Annotated in this window: 14 protein-coding genes; 10 read left to right on the top strand and 4 right to left on the bottom strand. The window is 46.6% G+C overall.

All coding sequences use genetic code 11. The annotated features are described in order from the left end of the window. The first annotated feature begins 1 nt into the window (after window position 1). Window positions 2–1,066, top strand: a complete 1,065-nt coding sequence (locus ACMN7X_RS12220) for a metallophosphoesterase family protein (RefSeq protein WP_418747743.1) — start codon at window positions 2–4, stop codon at window positions 1,064–1,066. After that, window positions 1,063–3,033, top strand: a complete 1,971-nt coding sequence (locus tag ACMN7X_RS12215) for an ATP-binding protein (RefSeq protein ID WP_418747742.1) — start codon at window positions 1,063–1,065, stop codon at window positions 3,031–3,033. Before ACMN7X_RS12220 ends, ACMN7X_RS12215 begins: the two co-directional genes overlap by 4 nt. A 22-nt stretch (window positions 3,034–3,055) precedes the next feature. On the opposite strand, the gene ACMN7X_RS12210 is transcribed toward ACMN7X_RS12215, so the two are convergent. The 4 genes from ACMN7X_RS12210 to murC all read right to left on the bottom strand — a co-directional run bounded on the left by ACMN7X_RS12210 (window position 3,056) and on the right by murC (window position 8,317). Further along, window positions 3,056–4,237, bottom strand: a complete 1,182-nt coding sequence (locus tag ACMN7X_RS12210) for a ribose-phosphate pyrophosphokinase (RefSeq protein ID WP_418747741.1) — start codon at window positions 4,235–4,237, stop codon at window positions 3,056–3,058. A gap of 138 nt (window positions 4,238–4,375) precedes the next feature. After that, window positions 4,376–5,383 (bottom strand): ATP-binding protein, encoded by a 1,008-nt coding sequence (locus ACMN7X_RS12205; RefSeq protein ID WP_418747740.1) that lies wholly within the window; start codon window positions 5,381–5,383, stop codon window positions 4,376–4,378. 24 nt (window positions 5,384–5,407) lie between these two features. Continuing rightward, window positions 5,408–6,562 (bottom strand): DnaD domain protein, encoded by a 1,155-nt coding sequence (locus tag ACMN7X_RS12200; protein WP_418747739.1) that lies wholly within the window; start codon window positions 6,560–6,562, stop codon window positions 5,408–5,410. 375 nt (window positions 6,563–6,937) lie between these two features. After that, the gene (murC, locus tag ACMN7X_RS12195) at window positions 6,938–8,317 is read right to left on the bottom strand and encodes a UDP-N-acetylmuramate--L-alanine ligase (protein WP_418747738.1); all 1,380 of its coding nucleotides are present in this window, start codon (window positions 8,315–8,317) and stop codon (window positions 6,938–6,940) included. A gap of 280 nt (window positions 8,318–8,597) precedes the next feature. Between murC and ACMN7X_RS12190 the strand changes: the two genes are divergently transcribed. The 8 genes from ACMN7X_RS12190 to ACMN7X_RS12155 all read left to right on the top strand — a co-directional run bounded on the left by ACMN7X_RS12190 (window position 8,598) and on the right by ACMN7X_RS12155 (window position 19,111). Continuing rightward, entirely contained in the window at window positions 8,598–9,869 is a 1,272-nt protein-coding gene (locus ACMN7X_RS12190) for a glucose-1-phosphate adenylyltransferase (protein WP_418747737.1), read from the top strand. Continuing rightward, a complete protein-coding gene (gene glgD / locus ACMN7X_RS12185; protein ID WP_418747736.1) occupies window positions 9,869–10,993 on the top strand; it encodes a glucose-1-phosphate adenylyltransferase subunit GlgD in 1,125 nt (374 codons plus the stop codon). The genes ACMN7X_RS12190 and glgD overlap by 1 nt, the downstream gene beginning before the upstream one ends. A gap of 27 nt (window positions 10,994–11,020) precedes the next feature. After that, entirely contained in the window at window positions 11,021–11,302 is a 282-nt protein-coding gene (spoVG, locus tag ACMN7X_RS12180) for a septation regulator SpoVG (protein ID WP_178040589.1), read from the top strand. Window positions 11,303–11,522: 220 nt separating this feature from the next. After that, entirely contained in the window at window positions 11,523–12,098 is a 576-nt protein-coding gene (pth, locus tag ACMN7X_RS12175) for an aminoacyl-tRNA hydrolase (protein WP_418747735.1), read from the top strand. Then, window positions 12,098–15,622, top strand: coding sequence for a transcription-repair coupling factor (mfd, locus tag ACMN7X_RS12170; protein ID WP_418747734.1), 3,525 nt, complete (start codon window positions 12,098–12,100; stop codon window positions 15,620–15,622). Before pth ends, mfd begins: the two co-directional genes overlap by 1 nt. Before the next feature lie 51 nt (window positions 15,623–15,673). After that, complete coding sequence (locus ACMN7X_RS12165; protein WP_418747733.1) at window positions 15,674–16,834, top strand: peptidylprolyl isomerase; 1,161 nt, start codon at window positions 15,674–15,676, stop codon at window positions 16,832–16,834. A 196-nt stretch (window positions 16,835–17,030) separates the two neighbouring features. Continuing rightward, complete coding sequence (locus ACMN7X_RS12160; protein ID WP_418747732.1) at window positions 17,031–17,711, top strand: DUF554 domain-containing protein; 681 nt, start codon at window positions 17,031–17,033, stop codon at window positions 17,709–17,711. A 107-nt stretch (window positions 17,712–17,818) separates the two neighbouring features. Continuing rightward, complete coding sequence (locus ACMN7X_RS12155; protein WP_418747731.1) at window positions 17,819–19,111, top strand: homoserine dehydrogenase; 1,293 nt, start codon at window positions 17,819–17,821, stop codon at window positions 19,109–19,111. The last annotated feature ends 6 nt before the right edge of the window (window positions 19,112–19,117 follow it).

The raw sequence follows: 19,117 nt of genomic DNA, 5'->3' as shown, positions 1-19,117 counted from the left end.
TATGCGGTTTATACATATGGCGGATATCCATTTGGGCGCTGTGCCGGATAAGGGAAAGCCCTGGTCTGCAAAACGTACTGAGGAGATTGAGACGACCTTTTACCGTTTGCTTCAGGAGGCGGGACATCAGGGCGTAGATCTGGTGCTTATTGCCGGGGATGTTTTTCACAGGCCGCCGACGAAACGCGAGCTGAAGGAATTAAATTATCGTCTGGAGGCGATAGCGCCGGCCCAGGTGGTGATGATGGCCGGAAACCATGATCATATTGGGGAAAATTCAAATTACAGAGGTTTTCCGTGGGCGGAAAATGTGCATTTCTTCAGTCGCGAGCAGATGGATGTCACTTATATTGAGTCGTTGGACACATGGATCTATGGCCTGAGTTATGAACACCGGGAGATTAAAGAACCGCTGTATGACCGGGTGCACCCATTGGATAAGCCGGGATATCATATTCTTCTTGCCCATGGCGGGGATGAAAAGCATATTCCGGTTCAGAGGAAGGCCCTGATGGCGGCGGGTTTTGATTATGTGGCGCTGGGGCATATTCATAAGCCGGAAATTATTTCGGATAAAATGGCCTATGCCGGGGCCCTGGAACCGATCGACCGGCTGGATATGGGGGCGAGAGGCTATATCTATGGCGAAATAACGAATCGCGGAACCCGGATTCAATTCTGTCCTGCCTCGTGCAGGGAGTACCGGGAGATGGTTTTAGAATCGGATACGGATATGACCAGCGGTGAAATGGAACAATGGCTGCAGCAGCAGATTCACATCGAAGGCGACAAACATATTTACAATGTGGTTTTAAAGGGATACAGAGATACGGACATCGTTTATCAGCCGGACCGTCTGGCCCGGATGGGCAATGTGGTTTCCGTTCGGGATGAGACGCTGCCCTGGTTTGATTTTGAGCGCCTGTATAACGAAAATTCGGAAAATCTTATAGGAATGTTTATCAAAAAGGTTTATCAGATGCCGATGGATGAACACCGGCGGGAACAGATTTTAAGTTACGGCCTGCAGGCGATGTACCATGGAAGGGGTGGAATGAATTCATGATGATCGATACGCTGAATTTAACACATTTTGGCCGTTTTCATCAGGCAAGTCTACGGCTCTCACCGGGCATCAATGTCATTTATGGCGAAAATGAAGCGGGCAAGTCCACCATTCATCAATTTATTCAGGCAATGCTTTTCGGTGTGGAGCGTCTTCGGGGAAAAGCGTCGAAAAGAGATGCCTACAGCAGGTTCCAGCCCTGGGAGCAGGGGAAAAACTATGAAGGCTCGATGGTGATTGAACATGAGGGGGAGATGTACCGCCTGATTCGGAATTTTTATAAAGAGGATGAATATTTCCGGATAGAACAGCTGCGGAGCGGTAAAGAGATACTTCTTCCGGGCGGCCAGATCGACGGCCTTGTGGATGGGCTGACCCGGAATAATTTTAAAAATACACTGAGTATTTCTCAGCTTGAAAGTTCGATCGATGCCCGTTTCGGCCTGACTCTGCAGGCCTATATGGCAAATATCCAGCGAACGAAAAGTCAGGAAGTGGATCTGCAGGAAACTCTGGATTATCTCAGAAAAGAGAAAAAGGCCCGGCTTGACCGGGGGGCGGAACGGGAACTGCAGGATTTAAAACGGCAGATGTCGGCCCTGGAAGCGGAGGAGAACGGTTATTCACAGCTTCTTGAGGACATTCGCCGACAGAAGGAGATGCTGGAGCAGGTACGCAGCCAGAGGCAGTCGGCAAAAGTGTCCGGAAGGGAAAACCGGAAGCGGGAACAGCAGGAACGGATGGAGGCCATTCGGCTGATTGAAGAAAATAATTATGTGGCGGACCAATATCAGAAGAAAAAGGCGGCCTATGAGCAGATGAAGCAGCAGGCCGCCGAAGCGGATTTTGATGCAATGAAAGAGGAGTGGGATGCGGCCAATGAGGCGTATGATGAACTCTCAGATGATTACGGCCAGCTTATGGGGAGAAATCTTGCTATTCTGTTTTCGGTAATGATGTTTGGGCTGATTCCTGTGGTGGCTGTCTTTTTCCTGAAAAATAATCTGCTGGTGCGGGTGGGAATTTTACTTGCATTCGTGGCTTTGCTTGCGGCAACGGCTGCGGTGCTGCAGATGGGAAGAAGGCGAATGGCCGCGCGCCTTGGAGAGAGTAAGGAAAATCTGGATGCGCTTCATGATGAAATGGAGCAGCACATGTTCGGCCGGGGCAGCCGGGAAATGCTGCGCCAGATGAAGGGAGAGCTTCAGGCTCTGCGCAGCCAGTATGAGCAACTGCAGATTCCATTGCAGCCTTACATTGAGAAGTATGGCGAAGACATATCTCTGGATATGGAGGAAGATGAAGAGGATGAAACGTTGGAGCGGCTGCGCCAAAAAGAAGAAAGCCTGACAAAATCGCTGGAACGGCTTTTTGTTCAAAAAGAAGCCCTGGAGGAAAAATCGCTGGAGCGGGAGGCTTTGGAGTCGGATATTCAGCGGCTTTCTGAGGAAGTTCAGGATGAGCAGGAGCAGGCGTCCGTGATCGATGAATGTATGGCCATTATCCGGGATTTATCGGAAGAGATTCATTCCGATTTCGGACCGGCTTTGAATACGGAAGTATCCAGAATGATGTGGGAATTAACCGGGGGCAAATACGAGCGTGTTGTCGTGGATAATGAGCTGAATCTCCGGGTGGACACGGAGGGACATTTTGCAGATAGTGATCAGCTCAGCACCGGGACACGGGAGCAGCTTTATCTGGCCCTGCGCCTGGCGATGGTGAAACTGCTTTTTCCGAAAAATGATGTACCGGTGATTTTCGATGACAGTTTTGTTTTTTATGATGACCGCCGTCTGGCCAGAACCCTGTCCTGGATTGGCAGTCAGGGATTTTCCCAGGTGATATTGTTTACATGTCAGCATCGGGAGATGGACGCGCTGGAACGGCTTGGCGTGGCCTATACGCCGATTTATATGGACTGTAATTGGACAAAAAAAGGACATCCTTTAAGAGCGATTTTTTGAAGAATGTCCTTTTTGGCCTGAATTACAGTTCGTGTTTATTATATCTGTTTAATAATTTATGAATTTTTTCATTTGGATCCAGCAGATCACTGATGGAATGGTCATGATTGAGGGAATCAATCAGGAGGGCGATGTATTTGCTCAGATCAACATTTACATAATAAGGCCTGGAGAGCAATTCCGGTGACTGATAGATGCAGTTGGTTGTCAGAATTTTGCTGATAGTGCCTTCCTCATAGGCTTTATCAAAGGATTCCAGTCCGTTGGTGAATAAACCGAATGTGGAGGCAACGAAGACACGGTTTGCCTTACGTTTTTTAAGCTCTCTGGCCGTATCCAGCATACTTTCACCGGAGGAGATCATATCATCAATGATGAGAACATCTTTTCCTTCGACAGATGCACCGAGGAATTCATGAGCAACAATCGGATTGCGGCCGTTGACAACGCGGGAGTAATCACGGCGTTTATAGAACATACCCATATCGATACCGAGTACGTTCGCATAATATACGGCACGTGTCATAGCGCCTTCATCCGGGCTGATGATCATCATATGTTCACTGTCTACCGTTAAATCGTCCACAGAATAGAAAAGTGATTTGATAAACTGATAGTTCGGCTGAATACTTTCAAAACCGCTCATCGGGATCGCATTCTGTACGCGAGGGTCATGGGCATCAAAGGTTATAATGTTTTCTACTCCCATGTCCGTTAATTCCTGAAGCGCCAGTGCACAGTCGAGAGATTCACGGGCTGTACGTTTATGCTGACGGCTTTCATACAGGAAAGGCATAATGACATTGATACGGCGCGCCTTGCCGGAAGCCGCCGCGATCAGACGTTTTAAATCGGAATAGTGGTCATCCGGAGACATGCGGTTCATATGTCCGCACAGTTTGTATTGAATATTGTAGTTGGTAATATCAACGATTAAGTATAAGTCTTTTCCGCGGATGGATTCGTTAATTGTACCCTTTGCTTCTCCGGAACCGAAACGGGAACACTTGGCATCAATAATGTAAGTGTCCTGCTTGTAGTTTTCGAAGAGAATGTTTCCGCTATGTGCGCTTTCACGTTCTTTGCGCCAGGAAACAATATACTCGTTGACTTTCTTGCCGAGCTCCCAACTGCTTTGCAGAGGGATGATTCCCAATTGCCCCACAGGGATGGTTTCTTTGAAATCGATGTTGAGCTGACTCATGATTTACCTCCGTACTTTATATGGTTTTATTAATAAATTTGTGTTTCATAACCAATAAATCATTATGAACTATTTATATCTTCATTGTCAAGAATTTTGTCGAAAGTCGTTGGATAATGTTGCATTAAAAAAAGAACATTATCTGGAGCGGGCAATCTTAATACGAATATCTTCTCCGAAAATAAGGAAAATATGATAATAGCTGATAATTCGGGAGGAGATACGCTCACTATAAATATCCTGAATGGCTTCCACAGGAAGATTCGTGGATATGATCGTTGACCTGTGATGCTCCTGCCGGTGATTCAGACATAAAAACAGTTGGGAAACCGTAAAATTATTGATAGTTTCCGTACCCAGGTCGTCAATGATCAGTGCATCGCAGTTCATGATGGAATCAAACAGGGTGTCCTCATAAAAATGCGCTTCGCTGTCCTCTGTATTTCCAAAGGTATGGGCTTCAAAAGCCTCAATCAGATCAAAGGCCGTCATATAGAGCACGGAGCGGGACGCCTTAAGCAGTTCGTTGGCGATGCAGTGGGTCAAAAAGCTTTTGCCGACCCCGGTGTTTCCGGTAATAAAAAGGTTGGCAAACTCTCTGTCAAAATTTGTGATAAAATCCCGGCATCGGGAGACGATCATCTTCATATTGGCGGCCGGGCTGATGCCAAAACGGGCATCCTTTTCTTCCGAATAATAATCCATATTAAATGTATTGAAATTTTCTTTTTCAAGAATCTCTGAAATCCGGGACTGGTCATAAATCTTTTGGACGGCCGCCTGGCGGAAGCAGGCACATAGATCGCCGCCGGAAAAACCGGTGTCCCTGCAGAGCGGGCAGTGATATCTGAGTTCCAGGTAGTTTTCTGGAAAACCGCCGGAAAGAAGCAGGGCCTTTTGACGGTTTTGCAATGCCTCAATCTGAGCGTGAAGCTGTCGGCCGGTCTCCGAAGGATTCGGGGCGGAATTCATGATGCGTTTTCTGGCCTCTTCGGCACAGAGAGAAACGATCTGCTGTTCCAGCATTTCGTATTCCGGCAGTTTGTCGTACACTTCCTGAATCCGCAGATCCTGCAGATGCTTTTCTTCCGCCTGCCTTCGGTCGTAATCCCTCATAATAGTTTTATAAAGTGAATTATTCAGCATAAATAGAACTCCTTTTTTCGGCGGTTATTGGTTGTTTCCTGATTGAAGCTTTCGGACCAGTTCCACTTCCATATTACTGTAGTCATAGCTTCTCTGATTGAAGTTGTGGAAACGGGCTGCCGGTTTTCTGGCTGCCGGGGTTTTGACCGGCTGCTTTTCACTGACGGTCTGATTTTTCGCGGACCGGGCTTTATCAAAGGCATCATCCAGAATCCGCACGTCCTTTAGGCTGCCGACCTGCTTGTCCCGCCAGCCTTTTAAAATTTTATCCGCATACTGGAAGCTGGCTGAGTGGGCCGTTAAAATGGTCCGCTTGCAGGCTTCGGCGATCAATTCCTGAGAAAAATGATATTCCTGATTCCAGCGGCGGATAAAACACAGTTCATCCTCTGAAAGATAACGGTTTTTAATGCCGAAGGCATTCATCACCGCAGTATTCAGTTGATTAAAGGAAGCGCAGTAAGTCTTGGCCTCATCTACAGTGCGGATGCCGGCTTCCGTCCACCCGATGGCCACCGCCTGGATGTAATTCATCTTCCGGTGTCCGTTGGAAATACAATATTCAAAAAGATGCTCGATTAAATCCTGGGACATGCCGAGTTCATTATGGAAAAATAAAATGGTATTCATGTCCTTCTGATTGAGAGGTTTTCCCGTATACTGCTGAATAATAAAGAAAAGCTGGTCGCCGCTCTCATTTTCCATAAAAGACCGGAGTTCATCAACAGAGTAAGCGGGAACCTCATAACTGCCGGTTCCGGGCACTGCGGCAGCCGGATCTTTCGCTTTTGAAAAAGATACCGGCGCTGAAGACGGTTTCATGGAAGGCACAGAATCCCCGATGTAAGATATCGAAGCCGAAGGTTCTGCCGCATAGGGCGCTGTCACCGGGCGGAGACAGATATCGGTAATATTGCCGTTCGCATCCCAGGCAATGCCGAGCAGCCCTTCCTGTTCCCAGAAGCGCAGAGCCCGTTTAACATCGTTTTCAGTCATATTAAAAAAGTCCGCAATCGAGGATGTCGTGATCTCCGTATCAGGAAATCCGGCCCATCGAAGCAGATAAAGATAGATTTTTAAAAATTCTCCGTTTGCTCCGGCCATATAGTGATCGAGAAATTCATTTGGAATCATCGTGATATTCCGGGGCATATCGGTATGTAATTGAATTGATCTCATAAGCTATTCACCCTAAAATAAACTGCTTTATCATGTGAAATCTATTATAGCATGTTTTGAATAAGTTGGAAATAGGCCCGGATTTCCGGGGAAAAAGCTGTGGACAATGTGGATAATGTGGATAACTTTTGTGGATACATATTTCGACAACCGGCAAAATGTCGAAATATCTTGGATAATTAAGAGGTTTGGAAGGTTTTGACGACGGATTGTGGAAAAAGTTATGTAAATAAAGTTATCCACAGATTTTTAATTAAAAAATTGTTAATAAATCTGTGGATAATGTGGATAAGTGGTGGAAAGTATAATAATATAAGGGTAAAAAAAGTGGATAAAATTGTGTACCCCTTTTTTTACCCTTACGGATAAATGTTTTTATTTTTTCAACAGCTCTTCGCCGACAGTGACAATATCGCCGGCTCCCATGGTAATGACCAGGTCGCCCGGGCTGCAGTTTTCCAGCAAAAAGGTTTCAATTTCTTTGAAGGTGGAAAAATAGTCCGCCGCCGTACCGCGGGCCCTTATTTCCGCCTGCAGGTCTCTGGAATGAATTTCCCCGGTGTCCGCCTCTCTGGCTGCATAAATATCTGCGAGAACGACGTGGTCCGCCAGGGACAGGGCCCTGCCGAATTCTTTCAGGAGGGCTTTGGTGCGGGTGTATGTGTGAGGCTGGAAAGCGCACCATATCTTCCGGTGAGGATAGTTTTTGGCAGCTGTCAGAGTGGCCTCGATTTCTGTCGGATGGTGAGCATAGTCATCCAGGATGGTAATGCCGTTAATTTCACCCTTGTATTCAAAGCGGCGATCCGTGCCTTTAAAATTCATCAGTCCGCTTTTAATATGTTCCATCGATATGCCCAGTTCTCTGGCGGCGGCAATGGCGGCAAGAGAGTTGGAGACATTGTGCAGACCGGTGACATTCAGCGTGATATGATCCGCTTTTTCACCGTTTACATATAGATCATAGCTGCCGCAGGCATATTCATTAAAGGAAATATTTTTAGCGGTATAATTGTCATCGGCTTCGAGACCGTAAGTAATGATCTTACATGGAAGGCCTTCTGTGAAGAAGGACAAATCCCGGATCTCTCCGTTGATGATCAGAATCCCGTCCTTATCCAGTTTTTCGGCGAAAAGCCGGAATGAATGGCGGATATCGTTCAAATCTTTAAAAAAGTCCAGATGGTCGGCATCCACATTCAGAATCAACTCAATGCGCGGGTTGAATTTGAGAAAGCTGTTGGTATATTCGCAGGCTTCCGTGATGAAGTTCTGGGAACGGCCGACGCGGATATTGCCGTCGATATCCTTTAGAATTCCGCCGACGGAAATTGTAGGATCGCAGGCTCCGGCCAGCATGATCAGAGAAAGCATGGAAGTTGTTGTTGTTTTTCCGTGGGTGCCGGATACGGCGATGGAATTTTTGTAGTTGCTCATGATCTGGCCGAGCAGCTCCGCCCTGTCCATATGAGGGATTCCCTTTTGAACAACGGCCTGGAATTCCGGGTTGTCCGGATGAATAGCCGCCGTGTAGACAACCAAATCCATGTCATCGGTGATGTTTTCGGCTTTCTGTCCGTAGACGATGGCTGCGCCGTGACTTTCAAGCTTTTTTGTAATTGGTGAAGCCTTCATATCGGAACCGGTGATCGTAAAACCCCGTTCAAGAAGGACTTCGGCCAGACCGCTCATGCTGATGCCGCCGATTCCCATAAAATGGATTCGTATAGGCCGATTAAAGTCGATTTTATACATATTAATTAGCACTTCCTTATATATTCATGTTTCATAACTACATATTATAACTTGCTTTTGGGAAAAAATAAAGGTTCTAAAATGATAAAAATAAATATGCACAAAAATTTTAAATCAAAATTGTGAAAAAATAACGTTGCTTTTTTGAGACCTGTCGAAAAAAATCGGAATATTGAACATTTTTTGAGGACGCACAGGAAAAAAATAGTAAAAAGTGTTCACAATTCAGGCGCGAAGTGATATAATTAAATAATCATACAGAACAACAAGAGGTGATTACGTGGTTAAGAAGGAAATGATAGCCATGCTCCTGGCAGGGGGGCAGGGCAGCAGGTTAGGAGTATTGACGGCACACGTAGCCAAGCCTGCAGTTGCGTTTGGCGGCAAATATCGTATCATAGATTTCCCGTTGAGTAACTGTATTAATTCAGGTATTGACACGGTGGGGGTATTGACCCAGTACCGTCATTTAAGATTGAATACACATATTGGAATTGGTATTCCGTGGGATTTGGACCGGAATTACGGCGGCGTTACATTACTTCCTCCATATGAAGGCAGTGAAAATGCGGACTGGTATTCCGGCACGGCAAATGCAATTTTCCAGAATCTGGAATATATTGAAAGTTACAATCCGGAGTATGTCCTTATTTTGGGCGGTGACCATATTTATAAGATGGATTATGAGGTTATGCTGGATTTCCATAAATCAAGAAATGCAGAGATCACGATTGCATGTATGCCGGTTCCTTGGGAAGAAGCCAGCCGTTTCGGCGTTGTTGTTGCGGATGACACAGGACATATTAAAGAATTCGAAGAGAAACCGGAGAAGCCGAGCAGTAATCTGGCTTCCATGGGCATTTACATTTTCAACTGGCCGACATTGAAGGAAGCGCTTTTGACATTGAAGGACCAGCCGGGATGTGACTTCGGTATGCATGTTATTCCATATGTTCATGAGAAAACTCAGAAGTGTTATGCTTACGAGTTTAATGGCTATTGGAAGGATGTAGGGACTCTGGGCTCTTATTGGGAATCCAATATGGAATTGATCGATATCATTCCGGAGTTTAATTTATATGAAGAGTTCTGGAAGATCTATACGAATAATGATATGATAACACCTCTGTATTTTGCGGACAGCTCAAAGGTCGACCGGTGTATTATCGGCGAGGGCTCTGAAATTTATGGTGAAGTTTATAACAGTGTTATTGGTTCAGGCGTTATTATTGATGAAGGTACGGTCGTGCGGGATTCGATTATTATGAGCGGTACCCGTGTCGGAAAGAACTGCACCATTGATAAGGGAATCGTGGCTGAGAATGTTGAAATTGGCGATAATGTCGTATTCAGCGTTGGCGAATATGCGGAGAGCGCTTTAAATCCGAAGGTTTATGCCTTTGATTTGGTGACGGTGGCAGAGAATTCTGTGATTCCGCCAAATGTTCAGATTGGAAAAAATACAGCGATTGTAGGAAAGACGGATGCGTCAGACTATCCGGATGGACTTCTTGCGAGCGGACAAGCTATAGTTAAGGCAGGTGAGATGTGATGAAAGCAGTTGGAATCGTATTGGCGGGAGGCAGTAATAACCGGATGGGTCAGCTGTCAAAGAAAAGAGCAGTTGCCGCGATGCCGGTGGCCGGAAGTTATCGGTGCATTGACTTTGTTTTGAGCAATATGAGCAATTCTCACATTCAGAAGGTTGCTGTGTTGACTCAGTATAATTCACGTTCCCTGAATGAACATTTAAATTCTTCCAAATGGTGGGATTTCGGCCGTAAGCAGGGAGGTTTGTTTGTGCTGACGCCGTTTATCACCGAAGAAAACAGCTCATGGTATATGGGTACGGCGGATTCTATTTATCAGAATCTGGATTTTCTGAGAAGATGTCATGAACCGTATGTTATCATCACATCCGGTGACTGCGTTTATAAGATGGATTATGATAAGATTCTGGATTATCATGTTCGGACAAAGGCAGATATCACGGTGGCCGTGAAAGAATTGACGGATGCATCTGAGGATATCAACCGCTTTGGGATTGTGCGGATGGCCGAGGACGGACGGATCACCAATTTTGAGGAGAAGCCTCTGATCGCCCAGACAAACACCGTCTCTATCGGAGTTTATGTGATTCGGCGGCGTCTTCTTATCGAACTGATTCAGAAGGCCCATGAAGAGAACAGATATGATTTTGTACAGGATATTTTAGTAAGATATAAAGATGTAAAGAAGATTTTTGCCTATAAGCATGAAGGCTACTGGCAGAATATTTCTACGATTTCTTCCTACTATCAGACAAATATGGATTTCTTGAAACGGGATGTTCGGGAGTATTTCTTCAGAGATTATCCGAATGTTTTGTCAAAAGTCGAGGATTTACCACCGGCGAAATTTAACCCGGGTTCAAAAATCAAAAATGCTTTGATTTCAAGTGGATGTATCGTGAACGGAGAAGTTCAGGATTCCATTTTATTTAAAAAAGTTTATGTCGGCAATAATTGCGTCATCCGAAACTCCATCATTTTAAATGATGTTTATATCGGAGACAACACGGTTATTGAGAATTGTATTGTTGAAAGCAGGGATACGATTCGAGCGAATTCGACTTATACAGGCGAGGCCGGAGAGGTTCGCATTGTAGTGGAGAAAAGCGACCGATATATCTTATAATTAAAGAACCTGGGGAGGACTTATAACATGCAGATTACAGACGTAAGAGTACGTAAAGTAACAAAAGAAGGAAAAATGAAAGCAGTTGTTTCAATCACACTCGATAATGAATTCGTTGTACATGATATTAAGGTGATTGAAGGCGAAAAGGGATTATTTATCGCTATGCCGAGCCGAAAGGCAGCTGATGGTGAATACCGTGATATCGCCCATCCGATCAATTCGGAGACAAGAGAACGGATTCAGAGTATTATTCTGGAGAAATATGAGATAGCGGCTTTGGAGAGTGAAGAAGAAGCGGCGCTCTAAGTGTTAGATATGGGATGAATAGAAACAGGAAGAACCACGAAAGTGAATTTCTTCCTGTTTTTTTAAGTTAAAATACAGGGAGAACTTGACAAAGCCCGGACTTTTTGTGTATGCTTTTAATTACTGAGTTTATCTGGATAGAAGGACGCACGCGCGGGATTGACTGCGGACGTGCGCTTTTTGCGTGTAAAAATTAAAAGGAATCAGAGGAGGAAATGGGATGTATTTAATTGCAGGTTTGGGAAATCCCTCGAAAACCTATGAGGGAACCCGGCATAATGTCGGTTTTACAATGATTGATGTTATTGGAAGTAAATTCGATATTGATGTGACGACCAGGAAACACAAAGCCCTTGTGGGCCGCGGCGTGATCGACGGTATGCGGGTGATCCTGGCGAAGCCGCAGACCTATATGAATCTGAGCGGCGAGAGTATTCGGGAGATTGCCGACTTCTATAAAATAGAGCCGGAAAATATCATTATTATATATGATGATATCAGCCTTGATGTGGGACAGCTCCGCATACGGAAAAAGGGCAGCGCCGGTGGACATAACGGCGTGAAAAATATTATTGCCCATCTGGGGACGCAGGAGTTTCCCCGGATCAAAGTGGGTATCGGAAATAAGCCGGAGGGCTGGGATCTGGCGGACTATGTTTTGTCCAGATATTCAAAGGCGGAGCAGGAAGCGCTGGAGGAAGCAGCGGAGGGTGTCGTCGGCGCCCTGAAATTAATGCTTGCGGATGATATCGATGGGGCAATGAACCGGTATAATGCAAAGAAGAGGGATGTGTGATGAAATTATTCAGGGAGCCGTTACTTCAGCTGAGTGAATATGAGAATATCCGGAGGGATCTGGCGGATAACGCAGGGCCGATTTATGCGGAGGGCTGTGTGGACGCCCAGAAAACCCATTGGATGGCCAGCTTTTCCGAAGATTATCCCTTTAAACTTATCGTTACTCACAGTGAAAAACGGGCGACTGATATTTATGAGGGGTATCGTTTTTTTGATAAAAATGTGTTTGTATATCCGGCCAGAGACATCATTTTCTACAGTGCGGATGTCCACGGGCAGGCCCTTGTGCGCCAGAGACTGTCAGTCGTTCAGAAGTTGTTGGAGCGGGAGCCGGTGACGGTTGTAACGACGGTGGATGGTCTGATGGACAGTCTTCTGCCGGTGAAAAAGCTGCAGCAGCAGATCATCCGTCTGCGGGAAGGCGGCATATGCGATCAGGAGGATTTGGTTCGGCGGCTCGTTTATATGGGTTTTGAGCGGACAGTGCAGGTCGAGGGACCGGGACAATTTTCGGTTCGGGGCGGGATCCTGGATATTTATAATCTGGCGGATGACTGCCCTTATCGAATTGAATTCTGGGATGATGAAATTGATACCATTCGGAGCTTCGATGCGGACAGCCAGCGTTCTATTGAGCGGCATGAGGAAATTTCCATATATCCGGCGGCGGAAATGGTTTTTACGGAGGCTCGGATCCGGAAGGGTCTGGCGAAGATAAAAAAAGATGTGGATAAGGGTGTGCGGACATTTCAAAAAGAGGGAAGAGCGGAGGAGGCCGGACACCTGAAACACATTTATGAAGAGGCAAAGGAAGCCTTTGAGTATTCCTTCAGCGGTGCGAATATGGACAGTCTGATCCGCTATTTTTACGAAGATACAGTATCTTTTCTGGATTATTTTCCAAAGGCGGAAACCCTTATTTTTCTGGATGAACCGGCGAGACTGCAGGAAAAGGCGGAGGGTGTTGCCCGGGAATTCGGGGAGAGCATGAAGGGACGACTGGAAAAGGGCTATATTATTCCGGGACAGATGGATATTCTCTATTCGGGAAAAGATTTATTTCATTGTCTGGAAAAGCAGCGGTGTCTGCTTTTAAGCACCCTGGAGCAGAAAACAGTTTATATGACTCCGGCGCGGAAGTATCATCTGGAAGTTCAGTCCATCCAGTCCTATCATCGGAATTTTGAACTTCTTGTCCGGGATTTGAAACGATGGAAGAGGAGCAAGTACCGGATGGTGCTGGTGGCGAATTCCAGAACACGGGCGGAACATCTGGCAAGGGATCTGCAGGAGCATGAGCTTCCGGCTGTTGTCACCGAATCCATGGAGCGGACAGCTGAGCCGGGGCAAATCGTGATCTGCTTTGGAAATCTCCACAGCGGTGTGGAATATCCGCTGATCAAGTTTGTTATTTTGTCTGAGAGCGATATTTTCGGAGAGACAAAAAAACGGCGGAAGAAGAAAAGGGAATACAGCGGACAGAAATTGAACAGCTTTATGGATCTGAATATCGGCGACTATGTGGTGCATGAGAATCACGGCCTCGGCGTATATAAGGGCATAGAAAAGATTGAAGTCGATAAAGTTGAAAAGGATTATATTAAAATTGAATATTCCGGCGGGGATAATCTTTATATACTGGCAACCCAGCTGGATATGATCCAGAAGTATGCGGGGGCCGAAGCAAAACAGCCGAAGCTCAATAAGCTTGGCGGACAGGAGTGGCATCGGACAAAAAGCCGGGTGCGGGGAGCGGTGAAGGATCTGGCCGAGGATTTATTAAAGCTCTATGCGGCCCGCCAGTCTCAGGAGGGTTTTGCCTACGGGCCGGATACCATCTGGCAGCGGGAGTTTGAGGAGGCTTTTCCCTATGAAGAAACGGATGACCAGCTTCTGGCGATCGAGGCTACAAAGCGGGACATGGAAAGTCATCGAATCATGGATAGACTCATCTGCGGCGATGTGGGTTATGGCAAGACGGAGGTGGCCATCCGGGCGGCTTTTAAGGCGGTGCAGGACGGAAAGCAGGTGGCCTTGCTTGTGCCGACAACTATTCTGGCCCAACAGCATTATAATACGTTTGTCCAGAGGATGCAGGATTATCCGGTGGTGATCCGCGCCCTGTCCCGGTTCCGCACGAAAACAGAGCAGGCGGAGACGGTCAGAGAATTGAAAAAGGGCATGGTGGATATTCTGATCGGGACTCATCGGATATTGTCGAAAGACATCGAATTTAAGAATCTGGGGCTTCTCATCGTTGATGAGGAACAGCGTTTTGGCGTGACCCATAAAGAGAAGATTAAAAAACTCCGGGAGAATGTGGATGTGCTTACCTTGTCGGCCACACCGATCCCGAGAACTCTTCATATGAGTTTGATCGGTATTCGGGATATGAGCACGCTGAGTGAACCTCCTCTGGACAGAATGCCGGTGCAGACCTATGTCATGGAATATAATGAGGAGATGGTGAGGGAGGCCATAGCCAGGGAGATCGGCCGGGGAGGCCAGGTATATTATGTGTTTAACCGGGTAAACGGCATCGTGGAGATGACGGCGGCGATCCAGAAGCTGGCCCCGGAGGCGGAGGTGGCCTTTGCCCACGGGCAGATGAGCGAGCGGGAGCTGGAGAGGGTTATGTACCGCTTTATCAACGGAGAGATCGATGTTCTTGTTTCCACAACAATTATCGAAACCGGACTGGATATTTCTAATGTGAATACGATCATTATTCATGATGCGGACCGTCTCGGGCTGTCCCAGTTGTATCAGCTCAGGGGCAGGGTCGGCCGTTCCAGCCGTACATCCTATGCGTTTCTGCTTTACCGCCGGAATACGATTCTCCGGGAGGTTGCCGAAAAGCGGCTGGCGGCTATCCGGGAATTTACGGAATTTGGTTCAGGCTTTAAGATCGCCATGCGGGATTTGGAGATCCGGGGCGCCGGAAATCTTCTCGGACAGCAGCAGAGCGGACACATGGAATCGGTGGGTTATGATCTATATTGTAAGTTGCTGAATGAGGCGGTGTTAAAGCTGAAGGGCGAGACGGTGGCAGAGGATGATTTTGAGACTGTGCTGGACCTGAATCTGGATGCTTACATCCCGGCTTCCTATATCAAAAATGAGGTTCAGAAACTGGAAATTTATAAGCGGATCGCTGCCATAACCAATGAGGAAGAATACGACGAGATGGTTGATGAGCTGAATGACCGTTTTGGGGAACTTCCGAAGTCGGCTCAGAATCTTTTGGATATTGCGCTGTTAAAAGCCCAGGCCCATGAGGCATGTATTACCCAGCTTTCCTGCCGGGGCGATGAAACAAAAATATTTATGTATAAGCAGGCAGCCGTATGTGTTGACCGGATTCCGGCGCTCATTCAGAAATACGGGCAGCGCCTTCGGTTTAAACCGGGGGATAATCCGTATTTTCTGTTGAAAATGCGTAAAGAGGAGCAGCAGGATATTTTGAAATGTGAAAAAAATGTGATAAAAGAGATAAAGGGATTGCTTGAAAATATGAAATAATCTATAATGAACAAAGTGAGCATTAACATAAATCAGGAGGAATCAGATTATATGAAAGCATTTATGAAGCGAATGATTTCCGCAGTGGCAGTCGGTGCGATGACTGCGGCACTTTTGGTTGGCTGCGGCAGCAACAACGGTGCGTCCGGCGGCGGTGCGGCAGAAGAAGCGGCGATAACGATGGAGCAGGGCAGTGTATCCATGGGTGAAGCCCGGCTGTATGCCTATGTGATGAAGAGCCAGTATGAGGCTTATTACGGTTCTTCCATCTGGGATATGGAAGTTGAGGATGGTACGACCTTCGGCGATATGACAAAGGATATGATCACAAAGCAGCTTGCCCAGATGATCATTTTGAACAGTCAGGCTGAGGATTATGGCGTATCGCTGAGTGAAGAGGATAATGAGGCCGTTGAAGAGTATGTGGAAAATTTTAAAACCAATATCGGTGAGGATGTGATGGAAAAAGAAGGTATCACCGAGGATGATGTCCGCGCCGTTGTTCAGCAGAGTACGCTGGCCGGATATGTGTATCAGGCCATGCTCGATGCGGAAGAGGTGGAGCTGACGGAAGAGGAAAAAGCGGAAGCTGCCTGCATCAAGGTTCAGCATGTGCTGATCTCCACCACAGATACAACCAAAAAGGATGCTGAAGGCAATAATGTGGATATGACGGATGAAGAGAAGGAGACTTATCTTGCAGAGCAGAAAGCAAAGGCGGAGGAAGCTCTGGCCAGAGCAAAGAACGGCGAGGATTTCAAAGCGCTGGCTGATGAGTACAGTTCAGAAAATGCCGGATTTGAATTTGCATTTGATAAAAACGGCTATGATCCGATAAATATGTCTTCTATGGTGGAGCCGTTCTATACAGCGGCCTGGGCGCTCGGAGAGGGCGAGATCAGTGAACTTGTAGAAAGCCAGTATGGTTATCATATTATTAAATGTATTTCTTTAAATGATGAGGAAGCAACCGAGGCGTCGATGAAAACAGCTGAGGATAATAAAAAGGCGGAAAGCCTGGATGAAAAGCTGAATAAGCTGATGGATGAGGCAGCGTACACTGAATCTGATGCCTGGAAGGAATATAAGCTGGCGTCAGAGGCAGCGGAGGATGAAACCGGAGAGACCTCGGCGGAAACCGGGGAAACTTCAACAGAAACAGAAACTTCCTCGGAATCCGAAACAAAGGCTGAGACAGAATCCGAATCCTAGTTTTCAGTTTCGTGTTACCATTCAAAGTTACAGTTCAAACAGAAAGTATCGTTTTGCAGAGAGAGGCGGTACTTTCTTTTTTTGTACGTTGCTTCTATACATAAATACGTTACCTAAATAAAGAATTTGATTGACAATGAAATAAACGTTATGTATAGTATTAATACTGAAGATATTTACGAATCGGGGGATAGAAATGTTAGGCGTTATAGTAAATGTGGGAACCGTGCTGCTTGGAAGTTTGGTCGGCCTGTTCTTAAAACGGGGGATTCCGGAGAAGGTCACAGAGGCTTTGATGATAGGAATTGGCCTGTGCACGGTGTTTATCGGAATTTCCGGTGCGCTTCAGGGGGAAAATACGCTGGTGCTTATTTTATCCATGGCCATCGGCACAGTGATCGGAACACTGCTGGATATTGACAGGCAGTTAAATCGGCTGGCCGCTTACGTGGAAAACCGCTTTAAGCAGAAAGACGGACAGGTTACGGTGGCCGAGGGTTTTGTGACGGCAAGCCTTTTATTCTGTGTGGGGGCGATGACGATCGTCGGTTCTCTGCAGGCCGGTTTGACCGGGGACTGCGAAATGCTTTATACCAAGGCAACGCTGGATCTGATCTCTTCCTGTGTTTTGTCAGCCAGTCTGGGGATCGGCGTTCTTCTGGCGGATATTTTTGTGCTGGTGTTTCAGGGCGGACTTGTGCTTTTGGCCGGATTTATTGCGCCGTTTCTGACGGATTATGCCATCGGTGAGATGACCTGCGCGGGATCGGTGCTCATTATCGCTCTGGGCCTGAATCTGATCGGGGTGACTAAAATCAAGGTGGCGAATTATCTTCCTGTAATTTTGATCCCGCCTTTTTTATGTATGATCATGTAGAGGGGAAACATTGGAAACTGGTGATTTTTATCAATTTACCTGTGTACAAATAAAAAAATCATGATAGAATAGTACACGTGGAAATGTAAAAACAGAGGAGATTTACCATGGAAAAAGAGATAAAATCGATTAAGATTGCGATCATGGGCGCAGGAACTGTCGGCGGCGGCGTTTATAAACTGCTCCAGATGCGCAGGAATGATATGTGCCAGAGAGTGGGCACTGATATTGAAATTGCAAAGATTCTTGTCAAGAGTATTCCTGAAACTCGTAAAGATGTGGATGCGTCTTTGCTGACTGAGAATTTTGAAGATATTATAAATGATGACAGTATACAGATGGTTGTCGAGGTCATGGGCGGCATTGAACCGGCCAGAACCTTCATTTTGCGCTGCCTGAATTCGGGAAAGAGCGTAGTATCCGCCAATAAGGATCTGATCGCCGTTCACGGCAGAGAGCTTCTGGATGCGGCGGAGGAAAATCATGTGGACTTTATGTTTGAGGCTTCCTGCGCCGGCGGAATTCCTATTATCCGGCCGCTGAAACAGTGTCTGATCGCCAATGAGATTACCGAGATCATGGGGATCGTCAATGGAACAACCAATTATATTCTGACAAAAATGGCCCAGGAGGGTATGGAATTTGACGAGGCTCTCGCAAAGGCCACAGAGCTTGGCTATGCGGAAGCGGATCCGACAGCGGATGTGGAAGGATTGGATGCCGGCCGTAAGATGGCAATCATGGGTTCCATCGGTTTTCATTCCCGGATTACTTTTGATGATGTGTATACCGAGGGAATCACCCATATCACTTCAAAGGATATCAAATATGCAAAGGATATGGATTGTGTGATCAAGCTGCTCGGCATTGCGCGAAATACGGCCAGCGGCGTGGAAGTGCGGGTCCATCCGACATTGATCAATAAAGAGCATCCTCTGGCTTCGGTCAACGATGTTTTCAATGCAGTGTTTGTACACGGCGATGCGGTGGATGACACCATGTTTTACGGCCGGGGCGCCGGGGAGATGCCGACGGCCAGCGCCGTTGTAGGCGATGTGCTTGAGGTGGCCCGGAATATTGTAAGTAACTGTCTCGGCATGTTTGGCTGCACATGTTACAGAGAATTGCCGATTAAGCAGATCGGCGATATCGAAAGTAAATATTTCGTGCGTATGATCGTCAGAGATTGCGCCGGAGTGCTTGGAAATGTGGCAAGCATTTTGGGAAATAATCATGTCAGCATTGAAAAGATCATTCAGAAACCGGCCGGTTGTGATACGGCGGAAATCGTAGCTATCACGGATGTGGTACAGGAAAAGAATTTTAAGGCGGCCATGCAGACTTTAAATGATATGTCCTTTGTTCAGGAGATATCGTCAATGATTCGTGTGTACGCATAATCCGGG

Origin of the sequence: Frisingicoccus sp., from assembly GCF_048388605.1 — a bacterium.
GTDB lineage: Bacteria > Bacillota > Clostridia > Lachnospirales > Lachnospiraceae > Frisingicoccus.
Note: the sequence above shows the minus strand (reverse complement) of the source record. Positions and strands in the feature narration are given on the sequence as shown.

Bases quoted from the DNA above. Each gene is read 5' to 3' on its own strand.
- ACMN7X_RS12220 (WP_418747743.1), top strand. From the start codon at position 2: ATGCGGTTTATACATATGGCGGATATCCATTTGGGCGCTGTGCCGGAT.
- ACMN7X_RS12215 (WP_418747742.1), top strand. From the start codon at position 1,063: ATGATGATCGATACGCTGAATTTAACACATTTTGGCCGTTTTCATCAG.
- ACMN7X_RS12210 (WP_418747741.1), bottom strand. From the start codon at position 4,237: ATGAGTCAGCTCAACATCGATTTCAAAGAAACCATCCCTGTGGGGCAA.
- ACMN7X_RS12205 (WP_418747740.1), bottom strand. From the start codon at position 5,383: ATGCTGAATAATTCACTTTATAAAACTATTATGAGGGATTACGACCGA.
- ACMN7X_RS12200 (WP_418747739.1), bottom strand. From the start codon at position 6,562: ATGAGATCAATTCAATTACATACCGATATGCCCCGGAATATCACGATG.
- murC (WP_418747738.1), bottom strand. From the start codon at position 8,317: ATGTATAAAATCGACTTTAATCGGCCTATACGAATCCATTTTATGGGA.
- glgD (WP_418747736.1), top strand. From the start codon at position 9,869: ATGAAAGCAGTTGGAATCGTATTGGCGGGAGGCAGTAATAACCGGATG.
- spoVG (WP_178040589.1), top strand. From the start codon at position 11,021: ATGCAGATTACAGACGTAAGAGTACGTAAAGTAACAAAAGAAGGAAAA.
- pth (WP_418747735.1), top strand. From the start codon at position 11,523: ATGTATTTAATTGCAGGTTTGGGAAATCCCTCGAAAACCTATGAGGGA.
- mfd (WP_418747734.1), top strand. From the start codon at position 12,098: ATGAAATTATTCAGGGAGCCGTTACTTCAGCTGAGTGAATATGAGAAT.
- ACMN7X_RS12165 (WP_418747733.1), top strand. From the start codon at position 15,674: ATGAAAGCATTTATGAAGCGAATGATTTCCGCAGTGGCAGTCGGTGCG.
- ACMN7X_RS12160 (WP_418747732.1), top strand. From the start codon at position 17,031: ATGTTAGGCGTTATAGTAAATGTGGGAACCGTGCTGCTTGGAAGTTTG.
- ACMN7X_RS12155 (WP_418747731.1), top strand. From the start codon at position 17,819: ATGGAAAAAGAGATAAAATCGATTAAGATTGCGATCATGGGCGCAGGA.